We start from the raw sequence: 23,561 nt of genomic DNA, 5'->3' as shown, positions 1-23,561 counted from the left end.
TCCGGCGACGCCCCAGTAGCCCAATTGGCAGAGGCAACGGATTCAAAACCCGTCCAGTGTGAGTTCGAGTCTCACCTGGGGCACAATTTCGCAACACCCCGCCACCAGCTAAAACCAAGGTGGCGGGGTGTTACCCGTTCTCGGGCACTACTGTCCGCGTCTCATTTGGCTGTACCCTAATTGAAAGGGAACGTGAGTGAAGTGTGTTGGCCACAAGAGGTTGCGCTGGATAGAACGTGGCACCACCATCCCCATTCCTTTAACTTGGAACGGTGCCAGGGAGACTTTACAGGGGAGTCCAAGTAAAGAGGCTCTAATGAAATTGTTAAAAACCCCACTCTGGAACCTAGAGAGTGGCGAACCGGTAGACGTTGACCATCATGTTGTTCGGATTAAGCTGTACAAAGATGAAGTCGTTGCGGAGTTTACGATTTCAGAGCTATGCAGCTTTTTTGGCCTTAAGGATCTGCATTGTTTGCGGCTACAATTTGAGGTCTGGCATGAATTGGCATCGTTCGAATGGGACTCTGAGGAATGTGTGCATCTTGAGCAAAAGCCGTTCACGGACTACTTTCACGCTTCAAAGATTTCCCATTGCTACGCTCCCCCCTCTCCTGATGCTGATCGTGGGGGATGGGAATGGGGGATGAAAAAGCTGTGAACATTAGGTTAAGTTCTCGGGGTGTGAACCAGAACGGGACATCATGGTCTCATGATGAGTTTCAGTAAGAAATTTGTAATGGCCCTCTGGCAGCCTTGGTTATAATGCTCTCTGCGGCACCCGCCGCCAACGCGTATCCGTTCCGAACAGTTGCGGCGCGGCGCAGGCTTTACCGAATGAACGGTAAAAGTCTATTTTCGGCGCTTCGCGACCTGTCGCTATTGGCACGAAAGCGGCGACGTTGACGGCTGTGTCGCGGTGCGCCCGCCCGTCACGCCTGCTCGCTGCCCAATGCGGCCTGCTCCACGTCCGCATCGTCGCTGCAATCGTCGGCAGCGTTGTCGAGCGCGTCCGCCGCCGCCAGCCAATCGTGATCATCCCAGCCGTCCGCAGCGTCGAGTACGCGAAGGAATCTCGCCGCGCTTTTCATCAGCACAATCGCTTCCTGCGCGTCATTTAGCAGGGTCTCGCGGGACAAGTCGAGCGTTGACGGCTCGGCGGGAGAGCCGTACTTCAATTCGAATTCGTGAGAAATCATAACCCCACCATATCGAACGTTCGATATAAAACGCAGCACTTTTCACAACGCCCCTACCAGCACATTCACCACAATCAGGGGCAAAAGTAAACCTAGCCTGTTCGCACTGGGCCCAGGTGCGGAGTTCGAACACGAGTTGCGCTGCGCAAGGCGTGCGGTGCTGTTAGGGTTGAACGCGACGCTGGGTGGAGCGGCTGAGCTTCGTAGAACAAGCTCTTCGGGGTTTGCGGGAGCTGGGGGAAGGTCCGATTTTTAGATAACCGACAGCGTGAAAGGAAGACGTTCTTGACTATTTTAGCGGTAGGTGAACTGCCTATTTGGCGCCTGGACGAACTAGTCGAGTCACAACCGCGTACTTCAATCGGGAATCTTCTGCTACGAATCCGCTTCTTTGAGGACAAAGATAGTTTTGCAGAATTTACCGTAAATGAGTTAGTACATCTTTACGGCTATAGCGATTTCTCTTCCTTCGTCAAACAGTACAAAATCTGGCATCAAATCGGAGCATTTGAGTGGCTCCCCGAGCAGCGTGTAAATCAGGAGAAGATCCCTCAGAGCGATTACATGCCCAAGACATTTATCTACGGCGGGAGAGTTGAGTCAATTCCCCCCTCTCAAGAGTGGGGAATTGACTATTGGGGCGCACGCCGATCTCCCATAGAGGATTGGGAGATCCCGCAAAATATCTCCTAGAGAACGCGCGCAGGAGCGGCAGAAGAGGTAACGCCCCAGCAGTGTGGGAGGCGACACTCTGGCCGGGGGCTTTACGGGCCGACTTGCGAACCATTTTTCACTGCGTGGTGTACTTTTTACGGACCGGCCCTAGTAGGGTTTGGAACTAAACACGGAAGATCGTGAAACTAGGTCCGGAACCGACGTGAGTTCGCGGTTGTCACAGAGTTTTCCGAACCACCCTGTAGCACCCCGTTACCGGCATAAATGCTGCTGGCGGGGTGCCTTGGCAGCGCGACTGGTTCCCACGGTCGCAACTAGTTTTCAATTTAGAAGCCCATCTGAGACCCACTAGATTTTCACGAGGCACCGTCGCGCGCGTTGCTTCGTTTTTCCATCACCACCAGGGCAACCTCCCATTCCACGAGTGCTGCGGTGGCAGCCCCACACGCCTGTCCTGCGCCAGATCGTGAAATCGACTTGGCAATAAAACCGGGGCCTCATCTTCATCAACTAAAAGCAGATCCCACCGGTTTTCGTAGCCTTCAAACGTCGCTAATTTCACCCTTGCGCGGTCAACGGGCGCATTTCTCTTCCCCACTTCGATGGTGGGGTCCGTAAGCCAATCCATGTGCTCCATCCAGGCAGCCGCGGCGATGTGGGAACGGGGCACCACGAAGCTTCGTGGTGGCAATTCAAGGTCATCAGGCACAGCGACAAGGACGAAATACTCCCGCTCATGTTGTCTTGGTCCTTGCGTTTCTGCTCCTAAAGGCCAATTGACCAGTCCAGCACCCGATTCTCGAGCCGTCTTCACTTGCACTTCGGTCATGCGCCGCTTTTCTGGCGTAGTGAAGACCGCGAGGATGTCCGTTCGCTCCAAACCGTCTCGCGTGAGGGCCGGCGCCCAACCGCGGCGTGCCAGCTCCGAGGCCACATGGTGCTCGCCAATGGTTTTTGTCTGCTTTTTATCCGCCACACACCGAGATTAGCGGGCGGTTGAACAGCTCAAATCATCAAGTTCCATTACCGACATGTAAAGCCTGCTTGACAGTCCGTGTCCTTCGCTTTACATTTTGTAAACGGAAGGAGGCCACATGGGCTACCACACCAACACGGTTCGCAAATGGCGGCGCTGGCACGAGTTGTCACAGCAGGAGCTCGCTGACCGCGTCGGCGTTTCCCGGCAGACCATCGCCAACATCGAGCGGGGCAACTACTCGCCTTCCGTCTACTTAGCGCTCGACATCTGCCGTCAGTTTGAAAAGTCAGTTGAAGAAATCTTTGGCCAAACCAAGGAGGAATGATGTTCAAGAATTTCGGAGACTCCATCGTCAATTACGTCGACAGCACCGCCACCGACGAGTTCGAGGCCGCGACGTACCACAAGGCAAACTCAGTGGGCTTTTACACCTCCCTGCTCGGCATGGCGCTCGCGGGGGCAATCCTCGCTTGGGTGCTGCCTGGCCGTCAGGCACTGTGGTCGGTCATCGTGCTTTTAATCCCGCTCATTAGCAGTGCGGCGAGCTCGCAGTGGATGCGCAACTACGTCGCCACACCAGTCATCCGCCTGCGTGATACTCCCCGTGGCGTACTCATCACCTACATCGCATTGTGTGCAGTCTGGCTGGTGGGACTCATCGCCACTGGCGGCTTCGATCCCTCGGGCAGCTTTGACAGCGCGGGCGCTACCGGCGCAATCGTCGGTGCCGTCGTAGGCGCTGTGGTGGCCGGAGTGACCAGCCATGAATTCAGCAAGAAGCGCCGCCGGCGGGACCAGGCCCGCCTCGACGCAGAGGCCGAGGACTAGCCCCTCCCCCGCCACGAGCACACCCCGCACACCTCGCTGGCCTGCGGGGTTTTATCATACATAGGCAACCTATACAGTCCCCCTATGCACTCCAACGAGGACCTCGCCGCGCTCGCTGTTGAGCTCATCGCGGCCGGAAGCCACTTCACCCGCGCCGCATACCAGGCATCCGGCATGGAGCTTTCAAACGTCTCCATGCGCGCGCTTGCGGCCCTCGAGCGCGAGCCGGGGCTCCGGATTGGAGAGCTTGCAGCACGGGAAGGCATCCGCCAGCCCTCCATGAGCCAGGCCATGAAGCGGCTTGTGGACGACGGCTACGCCGCCAGACACACCGCCGACGACGATGCCCGCGCAACAGCGCTGACCATCACCGACGCCGGCCGCGAGGTGCTACGCAGCTACAGGACAGCAGCAGCCGAAGCGGTGGCCCCTGTGTTCGAGCCGTTGAAGCCGGAGGACGTCGCGACGCTCAAGCGCGCGGCAGAGCTTCTGCCGGAGCTGACCGCAGAGTTGAAACAACGAAAAGGAGGTCGCGCGTGACATACTCGCCGCACACACCGGAAAACACTTCAATCCTTAAACAGCCCGTCGCCGTGTGGGCCCTGGCCTTTGCCTGCGCGGTGTCGTTCATGGGCATCGGGTTGGTCGACCCGATTCTGCCGGCGATTAGCCGGGAGCTTGACGCCTCCCCGACGCAAACGATGCTGCTGTTTACCAGCTACCTGCTTATTACCGCGCTGGCGATGTTCTTCAGCGCGTTTATCTCTTCGCGCATCGGTGTTAAGACCACCCTGCTGATCGGTTTGGCCCTGATTGTCGCCTTCTCTGCCTTATCTGGTGCAGCGGGTTCGGTCGACGCAATCATCGGCTTCCGCGCCGGCTGGGGGCTAGGAAATGCACTGTTTATCTCGACGGCGCTAGCGGCCATCGTCGGCGCAGCGGCGGGGCACGCAGGCCAGGCGGTGATCCTGTACGAGGCCGCGATCGGCGTCGGTATGGCCGTCGGCCCCCTCGTCGGCGGTGTGCTGGGCGAGATTAGCTGGAGCGCCCCCTTCTACGGCACGGCAGTGCTCATGGCGGCCGGTTTTATCGCGATTGCGACGCTGCTGGCCAAGGCGGAGCGCAAACCGGAGCCCGTCGCGCTGACGGCGGGACTCGCCGCAGCCAGGGACCCGGCCCTGCTCACGCTCGGCTTGGTGGCGTTTTTCTACAACTTCGGATTTTTCACCCTGCTCGCCTACTCGCCCTACCCCATTGAGGAAGCTGCCGCGCTAAGCGGGCGCAACTTCGGCGCGACTGAGCTGGGCTACGTCTTCTTCGGCTGGGGCCTAGCACTGGCCGTCTCTTCGGTGTTCATCGCGCCTCGCCTAACCCGCGCCTTCGGCCTGATCCCGGTGGTGGTGACCGTGCTCCTCGGCTTCAGTGCTGTCCTGGCGGGCCTTGGCTTCGGCGCTCACCGGCTGGGCGTCGTAGTGGTCCTGGTCATCCTCGCGGGTTTCTTCAGCGGCGTTTTCAACACGGTGCTGACTGAAGCTGTCATGGAGGCGACAGAGATGCCGCGAAACGTGGCGTCGTCGAGCTATTCGGGTATGCGCTTCCTCGGCGGCGCGGTGGCGCCGGCCGTTTCTGGCCCGCTGGCTGCGTCTCTGGGTGCCGGCGTGCCGTACTGGTTCGGCGCAGGTTCTCTCGTGGTGTCCCTGCTCATCCTCTTTGCAGGCCGCAAGACTCTGCATCGCATTCTCTAACGGATTGGTTAAGATACGCCCCATGCGCAAGTCTCTCATCGCCGGCGTAACCGCCGGAGCACTCGTCCTTGCAGGCCTGAACGCGCCGTCTGCCACCTCGCAGACGAAGCCAGCAGGCACCGGCATCAACACCGAAGACGCCGAGGTTTTCCGCAAGACCGCGGACGCGTTTGAACAGCTTTCGGCCGAGGGCAACTCCTCGAGCAGCGAGGAAAGCTCCTCCTCTAAGACCGACAACAAGAAGAAGGGCCCGCGGAAGCCGGGCGACCCGTCGCCGGGACTCGAGGCGCTGGACCATGATCCGGAGAATGATCCGCTCTACCTCGACCCGGAGAAGAACCCGCTGAAGGAGGTCTCCTCCTCCGACATGTTCCTCGAGTGGACCGACGGCATGGAAGAGGGCGACGGCAAGGATTTCGTCCAAGCATGGGCGCGCAATTCCTCCGTCCCGGACACCGCCAACCCTGCGGAGCTGTGGAAGCAGGAGGCCCAGGGCTCCGCGATGATGTCGTCCGGTTTCTTCACCGGCGATTTCGCGCAGTCCTCCGCAGGTTCCAGCCAGGCCACCTCGGTGCTCATCCCAGTATTCCTCGGCCTGCTGGTCATCGGCTCGCTGATTGAGCTGGTCATGCGCGGCGTTCGCATGGCGCAGCGCTAGCCAAAAACCTTTGCTTTTCGACGGCCCCAGGGGTGACCTTGGGGCCGTCGATAAGCATTTGCATCCGGGTGTAATATACGATTCATTGTAAATATTCATCGTGTATTGGAGCCGGTATGCAACACACCACCTTCCTACGCGTTGCCGCGTGCCTGGGCGCGACAGCGCTGCTCGCGGGTTGCGTGACCAACGAGGAGGGCGGCACCCCCGACGGCTGGGAACCAATCGTCCCGGACGCTGTGCCCGAAATCGCGGCCATGGTGCCGCCAGAGGTTGCCGCAGACGGCGTGCTCAACGTGGGCACGAACCCGCCGTTCGCCCCCTTCCAGTTCAAGGACTCGCAAGGCGAGCTCATCGGCGTGGAACTGGACCTCGCGCGCGCCGTCGCCAGCGTCATGGGCATGGATTTCCAGGCCGACGACATGGACTTCGCCATGATCCTGCCCGCCGTGTCGGCAGGCAGCCTGGATGCCGGCGCGTCCGGTTTCACGGACAACGAGGAACGCCGCCAGTCCTTCGACTTTGTCAACTTCCTCTACGCCGGCGTGCAGTGGGCCGCCCAGCCGGGCTCGGGCGTGGACCCGGATAACGCCTGCGGGCTCACCGTGTCGGTGCAGCGCACAACGGTGTCGGACACCGACGACGTGCGCCCGAAGTCTGAGGCATGCGAGGCCGCCGGCAAGGACCCGATCACGGTGCTCGCGTTCGACACCGCCGATAACGCCGCCCTGGCCGCGCTGGTGGGCCGCGCAGACGCCTACAGCGCCGACTCCCCTGTCTCTGCGTGGGCCGTGGAGCGCTCCGACGGCGAGATGGAGATGATCGGCGAGATGTTCGACGCAGCCCCCTACGGCTTCACGGTGCCGAAAGGCTCGCCGCTCGCCGACGCGATGGCGGCGGCGATGCAGCACCTCATCGACACTGGCGACTACGAGCGGATTCTCGAGCAGTGGAACATCGATACCGGCCTTTTGGACCAGGCCCTGAAAAATGAACAACCTCTGGGAGGACAGTGAGCATGAGCACCCCCTATTCCAAGTACGCCGCGAGCCAGAAAGAGCGCACCCGCCCCGAGCGCATCCAGGCCAAGCCGCTGCGCCACCCGGGCCGCTGGGCGATCGCCGCTCTGCTCGTGGTGCTGGTGGTCTGGTTTGTCATCGGCGCCGCGCGTAACGACGCCTACGGCTGGGACACCTACTTCTCCTACCTTCTGGACACCCGCATCGCCACCGCGGCGCTGCACACCATCGCCATCACAGTGCTGGCCATGCTCCTCGGCGTGGTCGGCGGCGTGCTGCTGGCGGTGATGCGCATGAGCCCGAACCCGGTGTTCAAAACCGTCGGCTGGATCTTCCTGTGGATCTTCCGCGGCACCCCGGTCTACGTCCAGCTGATGTTCTGGGGCCTAATCGGTGCGATCTACGACACGATCAACCTCGGTTTCACCGAGATCCCGCTGGACCCGTTCACCTCCTCGGCGTTCGCACTCGCCGTGGTGGGCCTGGGCTTAAACGAGGCCGCCTACATGGCCGAGATCGTCCGCTCCGGCATCTCCGCGGTGCCGGAGGGCCAGGTGGAGGCATCCAAGGCGCTGGGTATGAGCTGGAGTCAGACCATGCGCCGCACCGTGTTGCCGCAGGCGATGCGCATCATCATCCCGCCCACCGGCAACGAGTTCATCTCGCTGCTGAAAACCTCCTCGCTCGTGGTCGCTATCCCCTACTCGTTGGAGCTCTACGGCCGTTCCATGGACATCGCCGCCGCGCTGTTTGAGCCGGTGCCGATGCTTTTGGTCGCCGCCACCTGGTACCTGGTGATCACCTCGCTGCTCATGGTGGCGCAGCACTACCTGGAGCGCTACTTCGACCGGGGTGCCACCCGCCAGCTCACCTCCCGCCAACTGGCCAGCCTGGCCGACGCCGAGGGCACCATCCCCAACAACGTTGAAATCGTGGAAGAACCGCAGAAGAAGGGGCAGCGCTAATGACCGTCAAGCAAAAGCCAATGATCCAGGCCGTGGACGTGTGGAAGTCCTTCGGCAACCTCGACGTGCTCAAAGGCATCGATCTGGAGGTCTACCCCGGCGAGGTCGCCTGCCTGATCGGCCCGTCCGGCTCCGGCAAGTCCACCCTGCTGCGCTGCGTCAACCACCTGGAGAAGGTCAACGCCGGCCGCCTCTACGTCGACGGCGAGCTCATCGGCTACAACGAGCGCGGCGGCGTGCTGCACGAGATGAGCGAGAAGGACGCCGCCAAGCAGCGCCGCGACATCGGCATGGTGTTCCAGAGCTTCAACCTCTTCGGCCACCGCACCGTGCTGGACAACATCATCGAGGCGCCCGTGCACGTCAAGGGCCAGCCAGTGGACGAGGCCAAGGCGCGCGCCATGGAGCTTTTGGAGATGGTCGGCCTAGCCAGCAAGGCGGACGCCTACCCGATCCAGCTTTCCGGCGGCCAGCAGCAGCGCGTGGCCATCGCGCGTGCGGTGGCGATGGATCCGAAGCTCATGCTTTTCGACGAACCCACGTCCGCCCTCGACCCCGAACTCGTCGGCGAAGTGCTGCGCGTGATGCACGAGCTCGCCGAGCAGGGCATGACCATGCTGGTGGTCACCCACGAGCTGGCGTTCGCCCGCGAGGTGGCCGACAAGGTCGCGTTCATGGACGGCGGCCGGATCATCGAGTACGGCACCCCGGAGCAGGTCCTGGACAACCCGCAGCACGAGCGCACCAAGGCGTTCGTGTCCACCCTGTTTTAAATAAGCCCCCGCACCAGCGCTGTGGCCCCGCCGGCGAAAGCTAAACCCAGCGCTATGCGGTGCGCGGTTGTAGACGGCACCCGCGGGGCCAGCCGCTTGCCCGCGCCAATGCCCACCGCCAAAGCGGCCAGCGTGGCGACCCACAGCGCAGGCTCGATGCCGGCGACGTCCGCGGCGCCGGCGACCACCTTCACCGTGAACGACAGCGTGCCAGCAACCAAGAAAATCGGCTGCAGCGTGGCGGCGTAGACCCGCTGCGGCCAGCGCGCGGCCTCCGCGTAGACCGTGATCGCCGGGCCTGCCACCCCGGCCAGGGTGTTCATGAACCCGCCGATCACACCTGACAGCGCCGCCGGCACCGCACCCTCCACGCGCGGCACGTATCGTTTGCCCAGCGTGACCACAGACAAAGCCAGCAGCAGCAAAGCGCCGACCAGCACGAGCAACACGTTGGTCGGCGCGTTCGCCACCACCCAGGTGCCCGGGACCACGCCAAAGACTAGCGCGAGCGCGATCGGAGCGAACTTTTTCCAGTCCACGTCTGCGCGCATGCCCCAGGTGTTCGTCGCAGCGTTGATCACGGCGAGGAGGTTGACCAGCAGGATGCCGTCGACAGGCCCGAGCAACAGCGAGAGCACAGGCGCGGCGATCAGCCCCACGCCCATGCCGGAGATGCGCTGCATGCACGCGCCCACCGCGACGGCAATGCCGACGCCCAACGCGACGAGCACTAGCGGTACTTCTCCGCCATCGCCTCGCGCACGGTGTCCGGCACCAGGCCAGTGACGTCGCCGCCGAACTTCGCCACTTCCTTTGTCAGCGAGGAGGAAATGTAGCCGTACTTCTCGTCCGTGAGCAGGAAGTAGGTATCCACGCCGGTCAGGCGTCGGTTCATCTGCGCCATCGGCAGCTCGTACTCGTAGTCCAACGAGGAACGCAGGCCCTTGACCAGGGCGGTGATGTGGTGGGCGGAAGTGTAGTCCACCAGCAGCCCACCCCAGCTGTCCACGCGCACGTTGGGCAGGTGCGCGATAACCTCGCGGATCAACTCGACGCGCTCGTCGATGGAAAACAGTCCCGAGGTCTTCGTCGGGTTACCGGTAACCAGGACCACCACCTCGTCGAAATGCCGCGAAGCGCGGGTGACAATGTCCAGATGGCCGTTCGTGATCGGGTCGAACGAGCCCGGGCACACTGCGGTAGTCATTTACTCCTCCACCTCTGCTTCAGTTTCCGGATTCGAGTACACGGCCATGTCCATGCGCGCGATGCCGTACAGGCGCTTCTTCAACTTCTGGCCGGTCGGGGTGAACTCCTTCGGCCAGGCCGTCTCGGGGCTTTCGCGGTGGCGCTCGACGACGACCACGGCGCCGTCGTGAAGCACGGGCTTAAGCGCCTCCACCATTTCCGCGACGGCCTCATCCGCGAGCTCGTACGGCGGGTCCGCGAGCACGATGTCGAAGTGGTTGCGCGGCGCGCGGGCGAGATACGTCGATGCCTTCACTGGCTCGATGGTCGCATTCGGGTGGCCGACCACACCTGCGTTGTATTCGATGACGCGCACGGCCTCCGGGTTGTTTTCCACCAGCACCACCTCCGCCGCTCCGCGGGAGGCCGCCTCCAGCCCCAGCGCACCGGAACCGGCGAACAGGTCAAGCACGTGCATATCCACGAACCCGAATCGGACCTGCAGGGAGGAAAACAGGCCCTCGCGTGCTCGGTCTGAGGTGGGACGTGTGCCCTCTGGCGGCACCTTGATCTTGCGGCCGCGGGCCTCGCCGGAAATGATGCGGTTCATGGCCACAACTCTAACGCCCTAGCTCTTGTCCAAATACTCGAAGTCCTCCGGAATGAAATCCGCAGTGGCGGCGCGGGCGAACTCGAGGTTGTCCGCCACCAGACGCGCGGCGTCGTCGTACGCACGGCGCACCAGCTCGAAGTCCTCCACCAGGTTGAGCAACTTCAACGTGCGGTGCATGCCGGACTGCTGCGTGCCCAGCACGTCGCCCTCACGGCGATTGAGCAGGTCCAGCTCCGCCAGCGCGAAGCCGTCCGTGGTGGACGCAACTTGGGTCACACGCTCAAACGACGGGGTACCTTCCTCCGCCTGCGTGTGGAACAAACACAGCGACTGGTTGCCGCCGCGGCCCACGCGCCCACGCAACTGGTGCAGCTGGGACACGCCGAAGTGCTCGGATTCGCGCACCATCATCACCGTCGCGTTGGGCACGTCCACGCCCACCTCGATCACCGTGGTGGCCACCAGCACATCCACCCCGCCGGCGGCGAAGTCCGCCATCACGGTGTCTTTCTCCTCGCCCTTCATCCGGCCGTGCAGAAACGCCACGTTCAGGCCCTCGAGCTCCGTGGACGCAAGTTCGGCGAAGACCTCGAGCACGCCGCCTTCACCGTCGATGCGCGGGCACACCACGTACGCCTGGTGCCCGGCGGCGACTTCCTCGCGGATCTTCTCCCAGGCGCGCGCCACCCAACGCGCCTTGAACTCGGGCACCACCGCGGACTGGATCGGTTTGCGTCCGCCGGGCAGCTCGCGCAGGGTGGACACGGTCAAATCGCCGAAGACGGTCATGGCGATGGTGCGCGGGATCGGCGTCGCCGTCATCACCAGCAGATGCGGGGTTTCATCCCCCGCCTTGGCGCGCAGCGCGTCGCGCTGCTCCACGCCGAAGCGGTGCTGCTCGTCCACCACCACAAGCCCGAGGCGAAAAAACTCCACGCCGTCCTGGATCAGCGCGTGGGTGCCCACCACGATGTCGGCCTCGCCGGTGACGATTTTCAGCAGCGCGTCTTGCTTCTGCGCCGCCGTCATCGACCCGGTCAGGGCCACCACGCGGGTGGGCAGGCCGGCGTTCATGAGCACCTTCGTCATGGAACGGGCGTGCTGCAACACCAGCACCTCCGTCGGCGCGAGGAAGGCGCACTGCGCGCCGTTGTCCACGGCCTGGAGCATGGCGATCAGCGCCACGATGGTCTTGCCGGAGCCGACCTCACCCTGCAGCAGGCGGCTCATGGGCACGGTGCGCGCCATGTCGCGGGTGATCTCCGCGACCACCTCGTTTTGGCCGGCGGTCAGCGCGAACGGCAAGCGCTTCACCAGCAAGTCCTGGTCGCGGCCTTTCACGCGCGGCAATGCCTTCGCGCTGCGGGCCTCCGCGTCAGCGCGACGCACGCCCATCGCCAACGCCACGGACAGCGCCTCGTCGTACTTCAGCCGCTCCAGCGCACGGGCAGGCCCCGGCGGGCCCGGCTCGTGGATCTGGTGGACCGCCGAGTTCAGGGGCAAAAACCCGATGGGGGTGAAGCCGAGAGGCTCGTCGATAGGCGGAAGCTCCTTGAGCACCGCATGCACCGCCCCCATGATGGTCCAGGTGCTGACGTTTTTCACTGCCGGGTAGATGGGCAGCCACTCGCGGCCGCTCATGATCTGTTCGATGTCGCCGAAGTGGCCGAGCTGCCGCAGCGCGCCGGTGGCCTGCGTGGGCCCGTCTAAAAGCACGAAGTCCGGGTGGGACAGCTGTGGCTGGTTGCGGAAAACGTCGTACTTGCCGGTGAGCATCACCCGCCGGCCCTCTTTGAGCACGCGCTGGGCGTAGTGGGAGCCGAAGAAGGCGGCCAAAAATACCTGGCGACCGTCGTCCACGTGCACCTTGTAAATGGGCCGCTTCGGCTGCTTCTTGGAGGTGAACTGCTCGGTGCCCACGACCGTGCCGATGACGTTAATCGTGTCGCCCGGGCGCACCTCGGCGAGGTCGGCACCGGTGCCGTAGTGCAGGTAGCGCCTCGGGTAGTGCCGCAGCAGCTCGCCGCAGGTGTGGATATCGAGGTGCTTGCCTATCGCCTTGGCCTGTTTGAGCGGAATGACCAGGTTGAGCGGGCGCGCGTCCTCGAAACCCAGCATCTACTCCACCCCAATCTCCGCGCAGGCTTGCAGTCCGTCCGCAGGATAAACCATCACGTCGACACCGAGTTTGCCCGCGAGCTCCTCCAGCGCGTCCGCGCGCAGCTCGCTCGGGTCGAACAGGACGCTCACCTGCTCCCCGCCGTGTTCGAGCAGGCGGCGGCAGGCGCGCTCGACGGCCTCCATCGGCTCGTCGGCGATGAGGAGGTGCTCGCCGCGGGAGGTGACTACCACATCGCCCTTCGCCACCGCGCCGCCCAGGGTGAGCGCGCCCTTCTCGGCGCGGAAGGCAAGCGCTGTGCGCATCTCGCCGGCGGCTTCGGACATGGTGAAGGCGGCGGTGGCCAGCGGCTGCGCCGGGTCGTGCACGGACAGCGCAGCGATGCCGGAGACCAGCCGCACCGTGGGCAGGATGGTGATGGACTGCTCCACCGCGCGCGCCGCGTTTTCCACCGCCGCGAGCTCGCTGTTGCTCAGCTGTCCGTTCGGCAGGACGATCACTTCGTTGCTGCCGGAGCGCGTGATCGCGTCGAGCATGTCCGCCGCCACGTTCGGCCCCGGTACCACGGTCGCCGCCCCGGAGGCGGCGTACAGGCTGGTCACGGACCCTGGCGGGGTCACCGCGATGATCAACCGTTCCGGCGCGCCGGCCGGAACCGCGCTCGTGAGCACCTCCAAGCGCAGATCACTCACCTCACCTGCGGAAAAGGCAGTCTCGATGACCTTTCCGGCGTTGCGGGAGTGGATGTGCACCGTGGCCTCGCTATCGTTCAGCGGCGCGATAATCAGGCTGTCGCCCAGCCCCGCAAGCTCGCTTTTCAGCGCATCAAGGTCGCCGCGGAAGCTGAACATCACCTCCAGTTCGCCCTGGGTGCCGTGGGTTTCGGACGTCTGCCTATCGACGTCCTCCGGCGACCCCTTGCCTTCCCCTTCAACCGTCAGCGTGCCCAGCACCGCCACCAGGCCCGCCCCTCCGGCGTCGACCACGCCGGCCTCGTGCAGTGCTGGCAGTTGGGTCTGCGTCAGCCGCAGTGCGTCTTGGGCGCCGGCGGTGGCGGCGGCAGCGACGTCGACAAGCGGGAGGTGCGCGTTGGGGCGCGCGGCGTCGGCGGCGGCGCGCAGCACCGTGATGATGGTGCCCTCGACCGGTTCCGCGATGGCGCGGTCCACGAACCCGACAGCGTTGGTGAGCGCGACGGCGAGCATCTCCCCTTCCGTCGCCCCGTAGCTGGCGGCCTGGGCGAAGCCGCGCAGGGTTTGGGAAAGCACGACGCCGGAATTGCCGCGCGCCCCGCGCACCGCGCCGACGGCCAGCGCCTCAGCGACCTCGGTCAGGCCCGCGCCGTCCGGCAGCTCCGCAGCGGCATCGACCGCCGCAGCCATCGTGTGCGCCATGTTGGAGCCGGTATCACCGTCCGGAACTGGGAAAACATTGAGTTCGTTGATCTCCGCGCGCTTGCGCTCCAGCTCGCCGGAGGCGCGGCGGGCCCATGCGAGCAGGCGTGCGCCGTCGGAAAGCGGAGATGCAGACATGCTGAGAGAGTTTACAGGTTCCGCTTAGAGTGCCCAGTTGACCGCCTGAGCACCCATCTTTTCCAGCGCCTGATTCGCCCGCGAGAACGGACGCGAGCCGAAGAACCCGCGGGAGGCGGACAGCGGCGACGGGTGCGGCGACTCGATGCGTGGGGTGTCGCCCAAAAACTTCGCGGCCGTCTGCGCGTCGCGGCCCCACAGGATGGCCACCAGCGGGGTGTCGCGGGCCACCAGTGCTTCGACCGCCGCCTGTGTCACGGCCTCCCAGCCCTTGCCGCGGTGCGACGCCGGCGTGCCCGGACGCACGGTAAGCACCCTGTTCAGCAGCAAGATCCCCTGCTTCGACCACGAGCTCAAGTCCCCGTCCTTGCGCGGCGAGACGCCGAGATCGTCCTGCAGCTCCTTGTAAATGTTCACCAACGAGCGCGGCGCGGCCACCCCGGGCTGGGTGGAAAACGCCAGCCCCATCGGATGCCCCGGTGTCGGGTACGGGTCCTGGCCCAGGATGAGCACGCGCACATCCTCGAACGGGTCCGCAAACGCCCGCAGGATGTCGTTGCCGCGCGGCAGGTAGCTGCCCTCGGCGCGCAGGAAATCGCCCATGGCGTGGATCTGATCTTCCACCGGCGCCAGGGGCGCCTGCCAAGATTCGTGTACGGGCAACATTAAAAGCTCTCCCATCCTGTGTCGGTGGCGGGCGCGGAGCCGTCGATACGCACGCCTTGCTTCTTGGTCACCGCGCCTATGGAGCGGAAGCCCACCGGCGCGGAGCCTTCGATGGTGCCGATGAGCGTGTGGTCCTCCCCGCCGCCAAGCACCCACTCCCAGGGGTCCACGCCGAGCAGCGTGCCGGCCTGAACCAGCAGCTGGTCGGGGGCGATCGCGTTGGACGCAAGGTCGATGCCCACACCCGACGCGGCCGCAAGCTGGGTGATGTCCCGGATCAGCCCATCCGAGTTATCCGTCATGGAGCATGCCCCCGCCGCGCGCGCCACCACGCCTCGGCCCGGGGTGAGCTCCGGCACCTGGTGCGCGGCGACCAGCGGCTCTAGCTGGGACGGGATGTCCACGCCAGCCTGCAGCAGCGCCAGCCCCGCGGCGGAGTAGCCGATGCGCCCATGTGCGATCACGCGGTGACCCGGGCGCGCCCCGTCCAGGGTCAGCGGCGGGCGGTTGCCGCCGAGCGCCCCCATGGCGGTGACGGACACCACCAGGTAGTCGCCGCCCGTGACGTCGCCGCCGACGAGCTCGCAGGCGTAGTCCGACGCCATCTCGCCCACTCCGCGCGCCAGCTCCTCCAGCACTTTCGCCGGGGTATCCGGGTGCGCAGAGACTGCCATCAACGCCGCGATCGGGCGCGCCCCCATCGCCTCGATGTCCGCGAAGTTCTGCAGCGCCGCTTTGCGCCCCAGCAGGTAGGGCGTGGTGGTCTGCGCGGTGAAGTGGCGGTCCTGCACAAGCATGTCGGTGCTGGCCACCACGCGGGAGTTCGGCGCCGCTTGGGTGAGCACCGCGGCGTCGTCGCCGTTGAGCGGGGACGGTGCCTGGGCGCGGATGAGCGCGATGACTTCGCGCTCGCCGAGCTCGCCCAGTGTCGGCCCGCCGGTGGGAAAGCCTGTCTCGATCACGTCTGCGCGCACCCTTTCACTAGACTCAGCCGCCATGGGTTCCACGGCGCATGATGCTCAATTTAATCGCACCACCATCTACGTCAGTCTTGGGCTGGCGGTGGCGCTGGTGCTCGGCGTGCTCGTCGGCGCGCGCGTGTTCTTCAACCGCGTTGCGTTGCAGCCGGTGGCGATGACGCAGCTGCCTGCGCCCGAGGCGTCTTCCGCGGAGTGCACATCGCTTATCGACGCCCTCCCGTCCACCCTCGCAAACCTCAAACGCGCCGAACTGGCCGAGCCCGCCCCCGAGGGCGCCGCCGCGTGGCAGGCCTCCTCCACCGAGCGCATCACCCTGCGCTGCGGCGTGGACGCGCCCGCGCAGTACACCCCGTACGCTCAGACCGAGGACATCGACGGGGCCCGCTGGCTGCGCGTCAACGACGCCACCCCGGGCTCCACCCTGGCCACCTGGTTCACTGTGGACCGCTCCCCCGTCCTCGCCGTCACCGCCGATACGCAGCAGCTTCGCGACGGCACCGCCCCCGTCTCCGGCATCGACACCGCCGCGCTGACCGGCCCCGCCCCCGAGCAGCGCCCCGCCCCGCTCGCCGACCTCGCCGCCGGCGATTCCAGCAAGTGCGACAGCCTGCTCGCCGCGGCCCCCGAATCCATCGCCGAGGGCTACACCCGCGTCGACGCCGTGAGTGAGCAGACCGTGGCCTGGTCCGCCGCAGGCCAAGACTCGATCGTGCTGCGCTGCGGAGTCGCCGACCCGGCAAACTACGGCCCGGGCGCGCGCCTGGACCAGATCAACGGCGTGCCGTGGTTCGAGGACGTGAAGCTGGCCAACGGCACCACCGCCTCCACCTGGTACGCGATGGGCCGCGACGTGCAGGTGGCGGCGTCGCTGCCGCAGGCGGAGAGCAACGAGGCGATCACGAACCTGACCAACCTCATCGCCGAGCACACCGCGCAGGCGTAACTCCGCGCCACCGATCGCGTGGATCCAGCTACTAGGACCCAGCTAATCGGCTCTGAGGGAGCGCGGACAAAAAGTTGGAGTGTTGGGGGCTGGAAGGTATTCCGATGCCCGCAGGGTTTCCATCTGATATCCGCGATGGTGCGGTTGAGAGGTTTTTGGCTGGGTCGTCTGCCCGTGAGGCCTGCGACTGGGCTGAAGACGCGTGTGGTCGCCGACCGTCGGTAGACACGGTCGGCAACTGGGTTGCAGCCAAGCGCCGCGGCCAGAGCTTTGACGGTGCCAGACGCGCCTACGACGCTGAGACCATCGCAAAAGTTGTCGCACGCAGGTTGACCTCACAGGCGACGGTGCGTGACATCGCTGTGGAGTTCGACGTCAACGACACCGCGGCGCTGACCTGGACGAAGCGGTATTGGCCCGACGATGACGAACGCGTTTTGGCAGCGTCGATGACATTCGACGAGGCCTATGCGGCGACAATGGAACGCGTGAGCAAGCAACGCAAAGTCCAACGCAACCATCAGCAGCAGCGAGTCGATAAGGCAGCCGATGCGAAACGACCACCACGGCCAGTCAACGAGTGGCTGCCGGGGCCTGGTCCGGTAGACGATATCGCTGATTTACCCAGTGACATGGACGAGCTGAAAAAGCTCATTGTTGAGATGCGTGACCGGGAAACGGTCAAAGACGCCATTATCCAAGTGCTCATGAGCGATGGTGAGCCGCGGGGAAAAGACGACGTCCGTGACGGTGAGCTGTCCACCGCGGCGAAAGCCGCTGTGGTGGTTGCCCTCACGGACGCCCACGGGTTTTCCATCGCGCAAGCATGCGCGGTAGTCGGGATTGCGCAGTCGACGTTTTACTACCACCGACACAAACACACGAAGGTGGTGCAACAGCGCGAACAGCGCCGCGCTGCACTTAAACCATTGATCTTGCAGGCAGCGGCCGAATCCGGACAAAGCTACGGATACCGACGCATCCACGCCTGGTTGAAGATCATGGGGCATACGGTGTCGGAAAAGATCGTGCGCACCCTCATGGCGGATCTGGGGTGCCGCCCGCCAGCGAAGGCGTCGGGCAAGTACTCCTCCTACACCGGTGAAACCGACCACAAGCCAGCAAACCTGCTACTGATCACCCCAACCGACGGCACCGACGATGACCGGGATTCGGATGTGGCCCGCCCGGTGATCGAACCGTCGCAGTACTTCACCGACCACGCCGACGCCAAAGGGCTTACCCACGATTTCCACGCGGATGCGCCGTGGGAGAAAATCGGCACTGATGTCACCGAAATCCACTGCCCAGACGGGAAGTTGTTCCTGTCGGCAGCGATCGATTTCTACGACGGGATGCCGATTGCAGTGACCATGTCGACGTCACCGAATCACGATCTTGTCGCCGAGATGATCGCGCGAATCGACAAGCTAAAACCCGACGGTGCGCAACCAATCATCCATTCCGACCGCGGTGGGCTCTACCGCAGCCCACGCTGGGTCAGCCTGATTACCAACCACGCCCACAACAGCCTGGATTGCCCGGACTGCCAGGCCGATGCGTGGTGTGACAACCGGTGGCGCTACATCCCGTCACTGTCACGCAAAGCCACCAGCGGCGACAATGCGCGCACCGAAGGGTTCTTCGGCACGATGAAACAGGAACTGCTCAAAGGCAGACCTGTGGTGTCAACGATGACGGTGGCGCAGATGCGCGACTATATTGACACCTACATCGACTTCTACATCCACAGACGATTGAAGTCGACACTCGGCGACGGGTACACCACCATCGCCGAACACCGACAAGCACTGAGTGCATAACAACGAGACAAAGTCCCCCAAACGCACTCCAAGATTTTGTCCGCAGCCCCTGAGAAGCCAATAGCTGGATCCTTGTAGCTGGATTTGGCGGGCGAGGTGGCGCCCCTAAACACCCCCTAGCGCAGCGCGGTGCGGATCAGGGTGTCCAGCAGCTGCGGGTAGTCCACACCCGTGGCGGCCCACACCTGCGGGTACATGGAAATCGCGGTGAAGCCGGGCATGGTGTTGATCTCGTTGAGCACCGGCCCGTTGTCGGTGACGAAGAAGTCCACGCGCGCGAGCGACTTGCAATCCAGCGCGTGGAAGCACGTCACCGCCATGTCCTGCAGCTGGGCGATCAACTCGTCGGAATACGGTGCCGGGATGGTGGCGGTGACACCTTCTTCGAGGTACTTCGTCTCAAAGCCATAGAAGCCCTCAGCGGAGTCCTCGGTGCCGTTGAGCTTGGCGGGCACGGATGCGGCGATGGTGCCGTCGGGGCGCTCAAGCACGCCAACTTCCACCTCGTCGCCAACCAGCTCGGCCTCCACGATGACCTTGCCGTCGGACTCGAGCGCAAGCGACACCGCGTCCGGCAGCGCATCCCAGCTGGTCACCTTGGACACGCCGATAGAAGACCCGCCGTTGGCCGGCTTCACAAACACGGGCAGACCAAGATGTGAGCGCTCCGCTTCGGTCAGCTCGCGCGCGCCGTCCAGGATCACCTCGCGCGTGACCGGGATGCCAACCGCGGCAACGAGCTTCTTCGTGTACTCCTTGTCCATCCCGCACGCGGACGCCAGCACGCCCGGGCCGACGTACGGCACCCCTGCCATCTCGAGCAGGCCTTGGACTGTGCCGTCCTCGCCGTATTTGCCGTGCAGCACTGGGAAGACGGCGTCGATGGTGGTGATGGTCTCGCCGGAGGTGACGTCGTAAAGCAATCCCTTGCGCTGCGGGTTCAATGAGAGCGCAACTTCGCGCCCAGGCTTGACCACGGGAAGCTCCGCCCCTTGAGCCGGATTCGCCACACCCTCAACCCAGACACCTTCCTGCGTGATGCCGATGGGAACCACCTCGTACTCGGCGGGCATATGCGACATAACCGAGTCGGCGGAGATGCAGGAAATCGAGTGCTCGGTGGACATGCCACCGTACAAAACAGCTATGCGGATCACGGGGAGCTAGCCTACCGGGCGCTACTCCGCTTTCTTGCTGCGACCCATCAGCGCGGCGATGACGTCCGCGACCTTCATGCCCTCGTGGCACACCGAAAACACGCCCTGGGTAATCGGCATCTCCACGGAGTGCTCTTCCGCGAGCTGGAAGATGCTGCGCGAGGACACCACACCCTCCGCGACCTGGCCTTTGGTGGCGGCGCGGGCCTCGTCCATCGTGGCGCCTCCTCCCAGCGCGGCGCCGAACGTGCGGTTGCGCGACAGCGGGGAGGCGCAGGTGGCCACCAGATCCCCCATGCCCGCAAGGCCGGCGAAGGTTCGTGCGTCCGCCCCGAGCGCCGCGCCGAGTCGGGTGATCTCCGCCAGGCCGCGGGTGATCAGGGTGGCCTGGGTGTTGTCTCCCAACCCCTGGCCGGCGGCCATGCCGCAGGCGAGCGCGATGACGTTTTTGGTGGCGCCGCCGATCTCGCAGCCCACCACGTCCGTGTTGGTGTATGGGCGCAGGTAGCTGGTGGCGCACGCGGCCTGGACCAGCTTGGCGCGGTTTTCGTCGGCGCAGGCGATCACGGTCGCGGCCGGCTGTTCCTCTGCGACCTCGCGCGAGAGGTTCGGCCCGGTCAGCACCGCGATGCGCTCGTTTTCTACCCCGGTGACTTCCGCGATGATTTCGCTCATGCGCAAGTGTGTGCCGGATTCGACGCCTTTGGAGATGGAGACCAGCGTGGCGTCGCTAGGCAAGTGCGGCGCCCAGCGGGTGAGGTTATCTCGCATGGTCTGGCTGGGCACGCCGAAGACGACTATCGCCGCGTTCTCCAGCGCCTCGGCGGCCTTCGAGGTGGCCTGAATCGCCGCCGGGAGTTCGATGCCGGGCAGGTAGTCGGGGTTTTCCCGGGTGTCCTGGATTGTGCGTGCGAGCTCCTCGCGCCGTGCCCACAGGCTCACGGGGTTGCCCGCGTCCGCGAACACTTTGGCAAGGGTGGTCCCCCAGGAACCGGCGCCCAGTACTGCTACGTTGACCATCAGTGCGTCCTCCCAGCGTTTTTCAACCGCTACAACGTACCACCCCGCCCGGACCCTGCCCGGACGTAGCGCGCCCGCCGAGTCTGCGTCACAATGGAATGTATGCCAAATGACGACCGCCAACTGCACGAGCAGGACAAGGACACCCGCGGCGAGATGTTCCTCACCGGGCGCCTGCAGGAAATCCCCAACAACCCGCAAAGCGAGTTCAAGCGCACCACGCTTGCCGCCGGCGCGGTGCTGTGGCGCGGTGACCTGGCTCAACCTGACTCGCTGGAGGTGGCGTGCATCCACCGCCCGCACTACGACGACTGGTCTTTGGCCAAGGGCAAGCTGGACCCGGACGAGTCCCTGGTGCAGACCGCGGTGCGCGAGATCAAGGAAGAAACCGGCTTCGACGTGCGCCTGGGCAAGCTGCTGGGCAAGACGGTCTACCCGGTGAAGAAGACCACGAAGGTGGTCTACTACTGGACCGGCGAGGTCACCGGCGGCGAGTTCGAGCCCAACGACGAGGTGGACGAGATCCGCTGGCTGCCTCTCGACGACGCCTGCGAGCTGATGACCTACGACCTGGACCGCCAGGTGCTGCAAAAGGCAAAGAAGCGCTTCGCCACCCCGGCCACCGCGCGCGTGCTGTACGTGCGCCACGCCCGCGCGCACGAGCGTGAGAAGTGGTCCGGCGACGACAACCTGCGCCCGTTGGACAAGAAGGGCCGCCGCCAATCCGAGATGCTGGTCCCGCTACTCAGCGCATTCTCCCCGGAGCGGATCTACTCCGCGGCACCGGAGCGTTGCCAGACCACCGTCGCCCCGCTTGCAGACGAGCTTGGCATCGACGTGGCCGTAGATGCGCGCTTCGGCGACGATGCCTGGCTGTCCGACATGGTCGGCGCGCAGCGCGCCTTCACCGAGGTGATTGAGCAGGGCGGCACCTCCGTGGTCTGTGCTCAGGGCGATGTCATCCCGGGCATGATCGCCTGGCTGTCCGCGCAGGGCACCCTGCCCATCGACACCGAGATCCGCGCGAAGAAGGGCTCCGTGTGGGTGCTGAGCTTTAACGAGGGCCAGCTCACCGGCGCCGATTACGTCCCGTCCGCACTGCCGGTGCTGTAGCGAAAAAGAAAGGAACGGATTTTTCTTATGACTTCCCCCACCCCCACCGCCTTCCCGCCAGTGACGCAGGAACGCATCGCGTCCACCCTGGAGGCGATGGATCTGAAATACTTCCGCGAAGACGGCGGCGAGTGCCGCACCGCCTTTCCCGGCCTGGTGGTCTTCTTCGAGGTCGAACGCGAGGGGTTCAAGGCCACGTCCAGGTGGATGGCGGTTGTGGATCAACCGGAGGACGTCGAGAAGCTTCGCGAGTTCGCCAACGTGATGAACCGCACCCTGCCGCTGGTGCGCGTGCACCCGGTGCTGCGCCAGGATGGCACCGCCATCGCGATCATGGAGGCGCCGTTCTTCTCCGGCGACGGCTTCGCTGACACGCAGCTGCGCGAGATGTGCGAGTACTTCTTCTCCGCCATCCACCACGTGGCCGGCCAGCTGCGCGAGACCTTCCCGGGCCTCGAAGAATCCTTCAACGACGGCGCTAAGGAGGCGTAACACCCATGAGCAACGACACCTTAAAGCCCCTGTCCATCCAGCGCGTCAAGGACGTCTTTGCCAAGCAGGGCTGGCAGTTTGACGAGGCAAGCGAGTTTGCCATCCGCACCGGCTTTTCCCGCATCGGCTTGGAAATCGCGCACATCGCCCCGAACATCAACGTGATTTCCTCGGTCGCGGTGGATTCCATCGGCGCGGACCGCTACGAGGACATTCGCAACTGGGCCGAGCAGTACAACTACACCAAGGCATACCCCACCGTCACCGCTTTGAAGGACGAGGAGCGCGGCGTCACCGCCTTGGGCGTGGCCTACAGCCTGCCCGGCCACTGGGAGTACACCGACGCCCAGTTCGAGTCCCACATCCTCACCGGCATCCAGGGCGTGGTGACCGCTTCGCGTGACTTCCTCGCGGAGTTCGCGCCGGAGGTCACCCAGCGCCTCGACGAGGAAGCGCCGCAGGACTAGCGCTTCTCCCTTTTATCGCACGGCCGGCTTGAACGCCGGCCGTTGTGCTTCGAAGGCCTCGATATCGTCTTCGCCGCGAAGCGTCAGGCCAATATCGTCGAGGCCTTCCATCAGGCGCCAGCGGGTGTAGTCGTCCACCTCGAAGACGAAGGTGTTGTCGCCGACGGTGACCGTGCGGTCTTCCAGCGACACGGTGGCGGCCTCTCCCGGGTGCTGCTCTAAGTGCTTCCAGATCAGTTCGATGTCGTTTTCGGGCAGGTTCGCGGCGAGCAGTCCTGCCTTGCCGGAGTTGCCGCGGAAGATGTCGGCGAAGCGGGGGCTAAACACGGCGCGGAAGCCGTAGTCCATCAGCGCCCACACGGCGTGCTCGCGCGAGGAGCCGGTGCCGAAGTCGGGCCCGGCGAAGAGCACGGATCCGTTTTGTACGCGTCCTGGTTAAGCACAAATCCGGGTTCGTTTTCGCGCCAGTTGGAAAACAGGCCGTCTTCGAAGCCGGTGCGGGTCACGCGCTTGAGGTAGCGCGCCGGAATAATCTGGTCGGTGTCCACGTTCGAGCGCGTCAGCGGCACGGCGACACCGGTGTGGGTGGTGAATTTCTCCATCTGAG

26 protein-coding genes, 1 tRNA gene and 1 pseudogene are annotated in these 23,561 nt (G+C 64.5%); 16 read left to right on the top strand and 12 right to left on the bottom strand.

What is annotated here, in order from left to right; genetic code table 11:
- Positions 1–9 precede the first annotated feature (9 nt).
- Positions 10–83: transfer RNA gene (locus tag CIHUM_RS05225), tRNA-Leu, on the top strand.
- A 233-nt stretch (positions 84–316) separates the two neighbouring features.
- Positions 317–661, top strand: coding sequence for a hypothetical protein (locus CIHUM_RS05220; protein WP_148363857.1), 345 nt, complete (start codon positions 317–319; stop codon positions 659–661).
- 271 nt (positions 662–932) lie between these two features.
- Here the strand turns inward: CIHUM_RS05220 and CIHUM_RS05215 are convergent, their stop codons facing one another.
- Positions 933–1,199: a hypothetical protein gene (locus tag CIHUM_RS05215; protein WP_034999901.1), complete on the bottom strand. Its 267-nt coding sequence runs from the start codon at positions 1,197–1,199 to the stop codon at positions 933–935.
- A gap of 285 nt (positions 1,200–1,484) precedes the next feature.
- Here CIHUM_RS05215 and CIHUM_RS05210 point away from each other — a divergent pair, with 285 nt between their 5' ends.
- Positions 1,485–1,892 (top strand): hypothetical protein, encoded by a 408-nt coding sequence (locus CIHUM_RS05210; RefSeq protein ID WP_034999900.1) that lies wholly within the window; start codon positions 1,485–1,487, stop codon positions 1,890–1,892.
- Between the two features lie 376 nt (positions 1,893–2,268).
- Here the strand turns inward: CIHUM_RS05210 and CIHUM_RS05205 are convergent, their stop codons facing one another.
- Complete coding sequence (locus CIHUM_RS05205; RefSeq protein ID WP_074432053.1) at positions 2,269–2,850, bottom strand: hypothetical protein; 582 nt, start codon at positions 2,848–2,850, stop codon at positions 2,269–2,271.
- A gap of 118 nt (positions 2,851–2,968) precedes the next feature.
- Between CIHUM_RS05205 and CIHUM_RS05200 the strand changes: the two genes are divergently transcribed.
- The 8 genes from CIHUM_RS05200 to CIHUM_RS05165 all read left to right on the top strand — a co-directional run bounded on the left by CIHUM_RS05200 (position 2,969) and on the right by CIHUM_RS05165 (position 8,841).
- The gene (locus tag CIHUM_RS05200) at positions 2,969–3,178 is read left to right on the top strand and encodes a helix-turn-helix transcriptional regulator (protein WP_034999899.1); all 210 of its coding nucleotides are present in this window, start codon (positions 2,969–2,971) and stop codon (positions 3,176–3,178) included.
- Complete coding sequence (locus CIHUM_RS05195; protein ID WP_222859742.1) at positions 3,175–3,681, top strand: hypothetical protein; 507 nt, start codon at positions 3,175–3,177, stop codon at positions 3,679–3,681. The genes CIHUM_RS05200 and CIHUM_RS05195 overlap by 4 nt, the downstream gene beginning before the upstream one ends.
- An 84-nt stretch (positions 3,682–3,765) precedes the next feature.
- A complete protein-coding gene (locus tag CIHUM_RS05190; RefSeq protein ID WP_051106484.1) occupies positions 3,766–4,221 on the top strand; it encodes a MarR family winged helix-turn-helix transcriptional regulator in 456 nt (151 codons plus the stop codon).
- Entirely contained in the window at positions 4,218–5,426 is a 1,209-nt protein-coding gene (locus tag CIHUM_RS05185; RefSeq protein ID WP_148363856.1) for an MFS transporter, read from the top strand. The genes CIHUM_RS05190 and CIHUM_RS05185 overlap by 4 nt, the downstream gene beginning before the upstream one ends.
- 22 nt (positions 5,427–5,448) lie before the next feature.
- The gene (locus CIHUM_RS05180; RefSeq protein ID WP_034999897.1) at positions 5,449–6,084 is read left to right on the top strand and encodes a hypothetical protein; all 636 of its coding nucleotides are present in this window, start codon (positions 5,449–5,451) and stop codon (positions 6,082–6,084) included.
- 116 nt (positions 6,085–6,200) lie between these two features.
- Positions 6,201–7,100, top strand: coding sequence for an ABC transporter substrate-binding protein (locus tag CIHUM_RS05175; RefSeq protein ID WP_034999896.1), 900 nt, complete (start codon positions 6,201–6,203; stop codon positions 7,098–7,100).
- A 2-nt stretch (positions 7,101–7,102) separates the two neighbouring features.
- Positions 7,103–8,068 carry an amino acid ABC transporter permease gene (locus CIHUM_RS05170; protein WP_051106483.1) on the top strand — a complete coding sequence of 322 codons (966 nt, stop codon included), beginning with the start codon at positions 7,103–7,105 and terminating at the stop codon, positions 8,066–8,068.
- Positions 8,068–8,841 (top strand): amino acid ABC transporter ATP-binding protein, encoded by a 774-nt coding sequence (locus CIHUM_RS05165; protein ID WP_034999895.1) that lies wholly within the window; start codon positions 8,068–8,070, stop codon positions 8,839–8,841. Before CIHUM_RS05170 ends, CIHUM_RS05165 begins: the two co-directional genes overlap by 1 nt.
- Here CIHUM_RS05165 and CIHUM_RS05160 read toward each other — a convergent pair.
- Genes CIHUM_RS05160 through CIHUM_RS05130 form a run of 7 tightly spaced genes read right to left on the bottom strand, consistent with a single transcriptional unit; the run spans position 8,838 to position 15,921 of the window.
- On the bottom strand, positions 8,838–9,572 hold the full coding sequence (locus CIHUM_RS05160; RefSeq protein ID WP_034999894.1) for a sulfite exporter TauE/SafE family protein: 735 nt from the start codon (positions 9,570–9,572) through the stop codon (positions 8,838–8,840). The two genes, CIHUM_RS05165 and CIHUM_RS05160, sit on opposite strands and share 4 nt — an antisense overlap.
- A complete protein-coding gene (gene coaD, locus CIHUM_RS05155) occupies positions 9,572–10,048 on the bottom strand; it encodes a pantetheine-phosphate adenylyltransferase (protein ID WP_034999893.1) in 477 nt (158 codons plus the stop codon). Before coaD ends, CIHUM_RS05160 begins: the two co-directional genes overlap by 1 nt.
- A complete protein-coding gene (gene rsmD, locus CIHUM_RS05150) occupies positions 10,049–10,639 on the bottom strand; it encodes a 16S rRNA (guanine(966)-N(2))-methyltransferase RsmD (protein WP_035000008.1) in 591 nt (196 codons plus the stop codon). It lies immediately after the preceding gene.
- An 18-nt stretch (positions 10,640–10,657) separates the two neighbouring features.
- The gene (locus CIHUM_RS05145; RefSeq protein ID WP_034999892.1) at positions 10,658–12,760 is read right to left on the bottom strand and encodes an ATP-dependent DNA helicase RecG; all 2,103 of its coding nucleotides are present in this window, start codon (positions 12,758–12,760) and stop codon (positions 10,658–10,660) included.
- A complete protein-coding gene (locus tag CIHUM_RS05140; protein WP_034999891.1) occupies positions 12,761–14,293 on the bottom strand; it encodes a DAK2 domain-containing protein in 1,533 nt (510 codons plus the stop codon).
- A 24-nt stretch (positions 14,294–14,317) separates the two neighbouring features.
- Positions 14,318–14,959 carry a uracil-DNA glycosylase gene (locus CIHUM_RS05135; RefSeq protein WP_243427178.1) on the bottom strand — a complete coding sequence of 214 codons (642 nt, stop codon included), beginning with the start codon at positions 14,957–14,959 and terminating at the stop codon, positions 14,318–14,320.
- Entirely contained in the window at positions 14,959–15,921 is a 963-nt protein-coding gene (locus CIHUM_RS05130; protein ID WP_035000007.1) for a thiamine-phosphate kinase, read from the bottom strand. Before CIHUM_RS05130 ends, CIHUM_RS05135 begins: the two co-directional genes overlap by 1 nt.
- 34 nt (positions 15,922–15,955) lie before the next feature.
- On the opposite strand from CIHUM_RS05130, the gene CIHUM_RS05125 reads away from it, so the two are divergent.
- Both CIHUM_RS05125 and CIHUM_RS05120 read left to right on the top strand, forming a co-directional pair.
- Positions 15,956–16,882 carry a DUF3515 domain-containing protein gene (locus CIHUM_RS05125; RefSeq protein ID WP_034999889.1) on the top strand — a complete coding sequence of 309 codons (927 nt, stop codon included), beginning with the start codon at positions 15,956–15,958 and terminating at the stop codon, positions 16,880–16,882.
- 104 nt (positions 16,883–16,986) lie between these two features.
- Positions 16,987–18,705: an IS3 family transposase gene (locus CIHUM_RS05120; RefSeq protein ID WP_273680163.1), complete on the top strand. Its 1,719-nt coding sequence runs from the start codon at positions 16,987–16,989 to the stop codon at positions 18,703–18,705.
- A 116-nt stretch (positions 18,706–18,821) separates the two neighbouring features.
- Here CIHUM_RS05120 and CIHUM_RS05115 read toward each other — a convergent pair whose 3' ends face one another.
- Entirely contained in the window at positions 18,822–19,862 is a 1,041-nt protein-coding gene (locus CIHUM_RS05115) for a D-alanine--D-alanine ligase family protein (protein ID WP_034999888.1), read from the bottom strand.
- A 21-nt stretch (positions 19,863–19,883) separates the two neighbouring features.
- Positions 19,884–20,882, bottom strand: coding sequence for an NAD(P)H-dependent glycerol-3-phosphate dehydrogenase (locus CIHUM_RS05110; RefSeq protein WP_034999887.1), 999 nt, complete (start codon positions 20,880–20,882; stop codon positions 19,884–19,886).
- A 102-nt stretch (positions 20,883–20,984) separates the two neighbouring features.
- Here CIHUM_RS05110 and CIHUM_RS05105 point away from each other — a divergent pair, with 102 nt between their 5' ends.
- The 3 genes from CIHUM_RS05105 to CIHUM_RS05095 are packed head-to-tail and all read left to right on the top strand — an operon-like array spanning position 20,985 to position 22,954.
- Positions 20,985–21,995: an NUDIX hydrolase gene (locus CIHUM_RS05105; RefSeq protein ID WP_034999886.1), complete on the top strand. Its 1,011-nt coding sequence runs from the start codon at positions 20,985–20,987 to the stop codon at positions 21,993–21,995.
- A 27-nt stretch (positions 21,996–22,022) separates the two neighbouring features.
- On the top strand, positions 22,023–22,487 hold the full coding sequence (locus CIHUM_RS05100) for a YbjN domain-containing protein (protein WP_034999885.1): 465 nt from the start codon (positions 22,023–22,025) through the stop codon (positions 22,485–22,487).
- Positions 22,488–22,492: 5 nt separating this feature from the next.
- Positions 22,493–22,954 carry a hypothetical protein gene (locus CIHUM_RS05095; RefSeq protein ID WP_034999884.1) on the top strand — a complete coding sequence of 154 codons (462 nt, stop codon included), beginning with the start codon at positions 22,493–22,495 and terminating at the stop codon, positions 22,952–22,954.
- Between the two features lie 12 nt (positions 22,955–22,966).
- Here the strand turns inward: CIHUM_RS05095 and leuD are convergent.
- Positions 22,967–23,556 (bottom strand): annotated as a pseudogene (gene leuD / locus CIHUM_RS05090) (3-isopropylmalate dehydratase small subunit).
- Between the last annotated feature and the right edge of the window lie 5 nt (positions 23,557–23,561).

The sequence above is a fragment of the Corynebacterium ihumii genome (genome assembly GCF_028609825.1).
Classification (GTDB): domain Bacteria; phylum Actinomycetota; class Actinomycetes; order Mycobacteriales; family Mycobacteriaceae; genus Corynebacterium; species Corynebacterium afermentans.
Note: the sequence above shows the minus strand (reverse complement) of the source record. Positions and strands in the feature narration are given on the sequence as shown.

What these genes read in the sequence shown, in the direction of transcription:
- CIHUM_RS05200 (WP_034999899.1), top strand. Translation starts at nt 2,969, where the DNA reads ATGGGCTACCACACCAACACGGTTCGCAAATGGCGGCGCTGGCACGAG.
- CIHUM_RS05140 (WP_034999891.1), bottom strand. Translation starts at nt 14,293, where the DNA reads ATGTCTGCATCTCCGCTTTCCGACGGCGCACGCCTGCTCGCATGGGCC.
- CIHUM_RS05190 (WP_051106484.1), top strand. Translation starts at nt 3,766, where the DNA reads ATGCACTCCAACGAGGACCTCGCCGCGCTCGCTGTTGAGCTCATCGCG.
- rsmD (WP_035000008.1), bottom strand. Translation starts at nt 10,639, where the DNA reads ATGAACCGCATCATTTCCGGCGAGGCCCGCGGCCGCAAGATCAAGGTG.
- CIHUM_RS05215 (WP_034999901.1), bottom strand. Translation starts at nt 1,199, where the DNA reads ATGATTTCTCACGAATTCGAATTGAAGTACGGCTCTCCCGCCGAGCCG.
- CIHUM_RS05180 (WP_034999897.1), top strand. Translation starts at nt 5,449, where the DNA reads ATGCGCAAGTCTCTCATCGCCGGCGTAACCGCCGGAGCACTCGTCCTT.
- CIHUM_RS05195 (WP_222859742.1), top strand. Translation starts at nt 3,175, where the DNA reads ATGATGTTCAAGAATTTCGGAGACTCCATCGTCAATTACGTCGACAGC.
- CIHUM_RS05135 (WP_243427178.1), bottom strand. Translation starts at nt 14,959, where the DNA reads ATGTTGCCCGTACACGAATCTTGGCAGGCGCCCCTGGCGCCGGTGGAA.
- CIHUM_RS05170 (WP_051106483.1), top strand. Translation starts at nt 7,103, where the DNA reads ATGAGCACCCCCTATTCCAAGTACGCCGCGAGCCAGAAAGAGCGCACC.
- CIHUM_RS05110 (WP_034999887.1), bottom strand. Translation starts at nt 20,882, where the DNA reads ATGGTCAACGTAGCAGTACTGGGCGCCGGTTCCTGGGGGACCACCCTT.
- CIHUM_RS05125 (WP_034999889.1), top strand. Translation starts at nt 15,956, where the DNA reads ATGGGTTCCACGGCGCATGATGCTCAATTTAATCGCACCACCATCTAC.
- CIHUM_RS05165 (WP_034999895.1), top strand. Translation starts at nt 8,068, where the DNA reads ATGACCGTCAAGCAAAAGCCAATGATCCAGGCCGTGGACGTGTGGAAG.
- CIHUM_RS05175 (WP_034999896.1), top strand. Translation starts at nt 6,201, where the DNA reads ATGCAACACACCACCTTCCTACGCGTTGCCGCGTGCCTGGGCGCGACA.
- CIHUM_RS05100 (WP_034999885.1), top strand. Translation starts at nt 22,023, where the DNA reads ATGACTTCCCCCACCCCCACCGCCTTCCCGCCAGTGACGCAGGAACGC.
- CIHUM_RS05220 (WP_148363857.1), top strand. Translation starts at nt 317, where the DNA reads ATGAAATTGTTAAAAACCCCACTCTGGAACCTAGAGAGTGGCGAACCG.
- CIHUM_RS05120 (WP_273680163.1), top strand. Translation starts at nt 16,987, where the DNA reads ATGCCCGCAGGGTTTCCATCTGATATCCGCGATGGTGCGGTTGAGAGG.
- coaD (WP_034999893.1), bottom strand. Translation starts at nt 10,048, where the DNA reads ATGACTACCGCAGTGTGCCCGGGCTCGTTCGACCCGATCACGAACGGC.
- CIHUM_RS05095 (WP_034999884.1), top strand. Translation starts at nt 22,493, where the DNA reads ATGAGCAACGACACCTTAAAGCCCCTGTCCATCCAGCGCGTCAAGGAC.
- CIHUM_RS05145 (WP_034999892.1), bottom strand. Translation starts at nt 12,760, where the DNA reads ATGCTGGGTTTCGAGGACGCGCGCCCGCTCAACCTGGTCATTCCGCTC.
- CIHUM_RS05105 (WP_034999886.1), top strand. Translation starts at nt 20,985, where the DNA reads ATGCCAAATGACGACCGCCAACTGCACGAGCAGGACAAGGACACCCGC.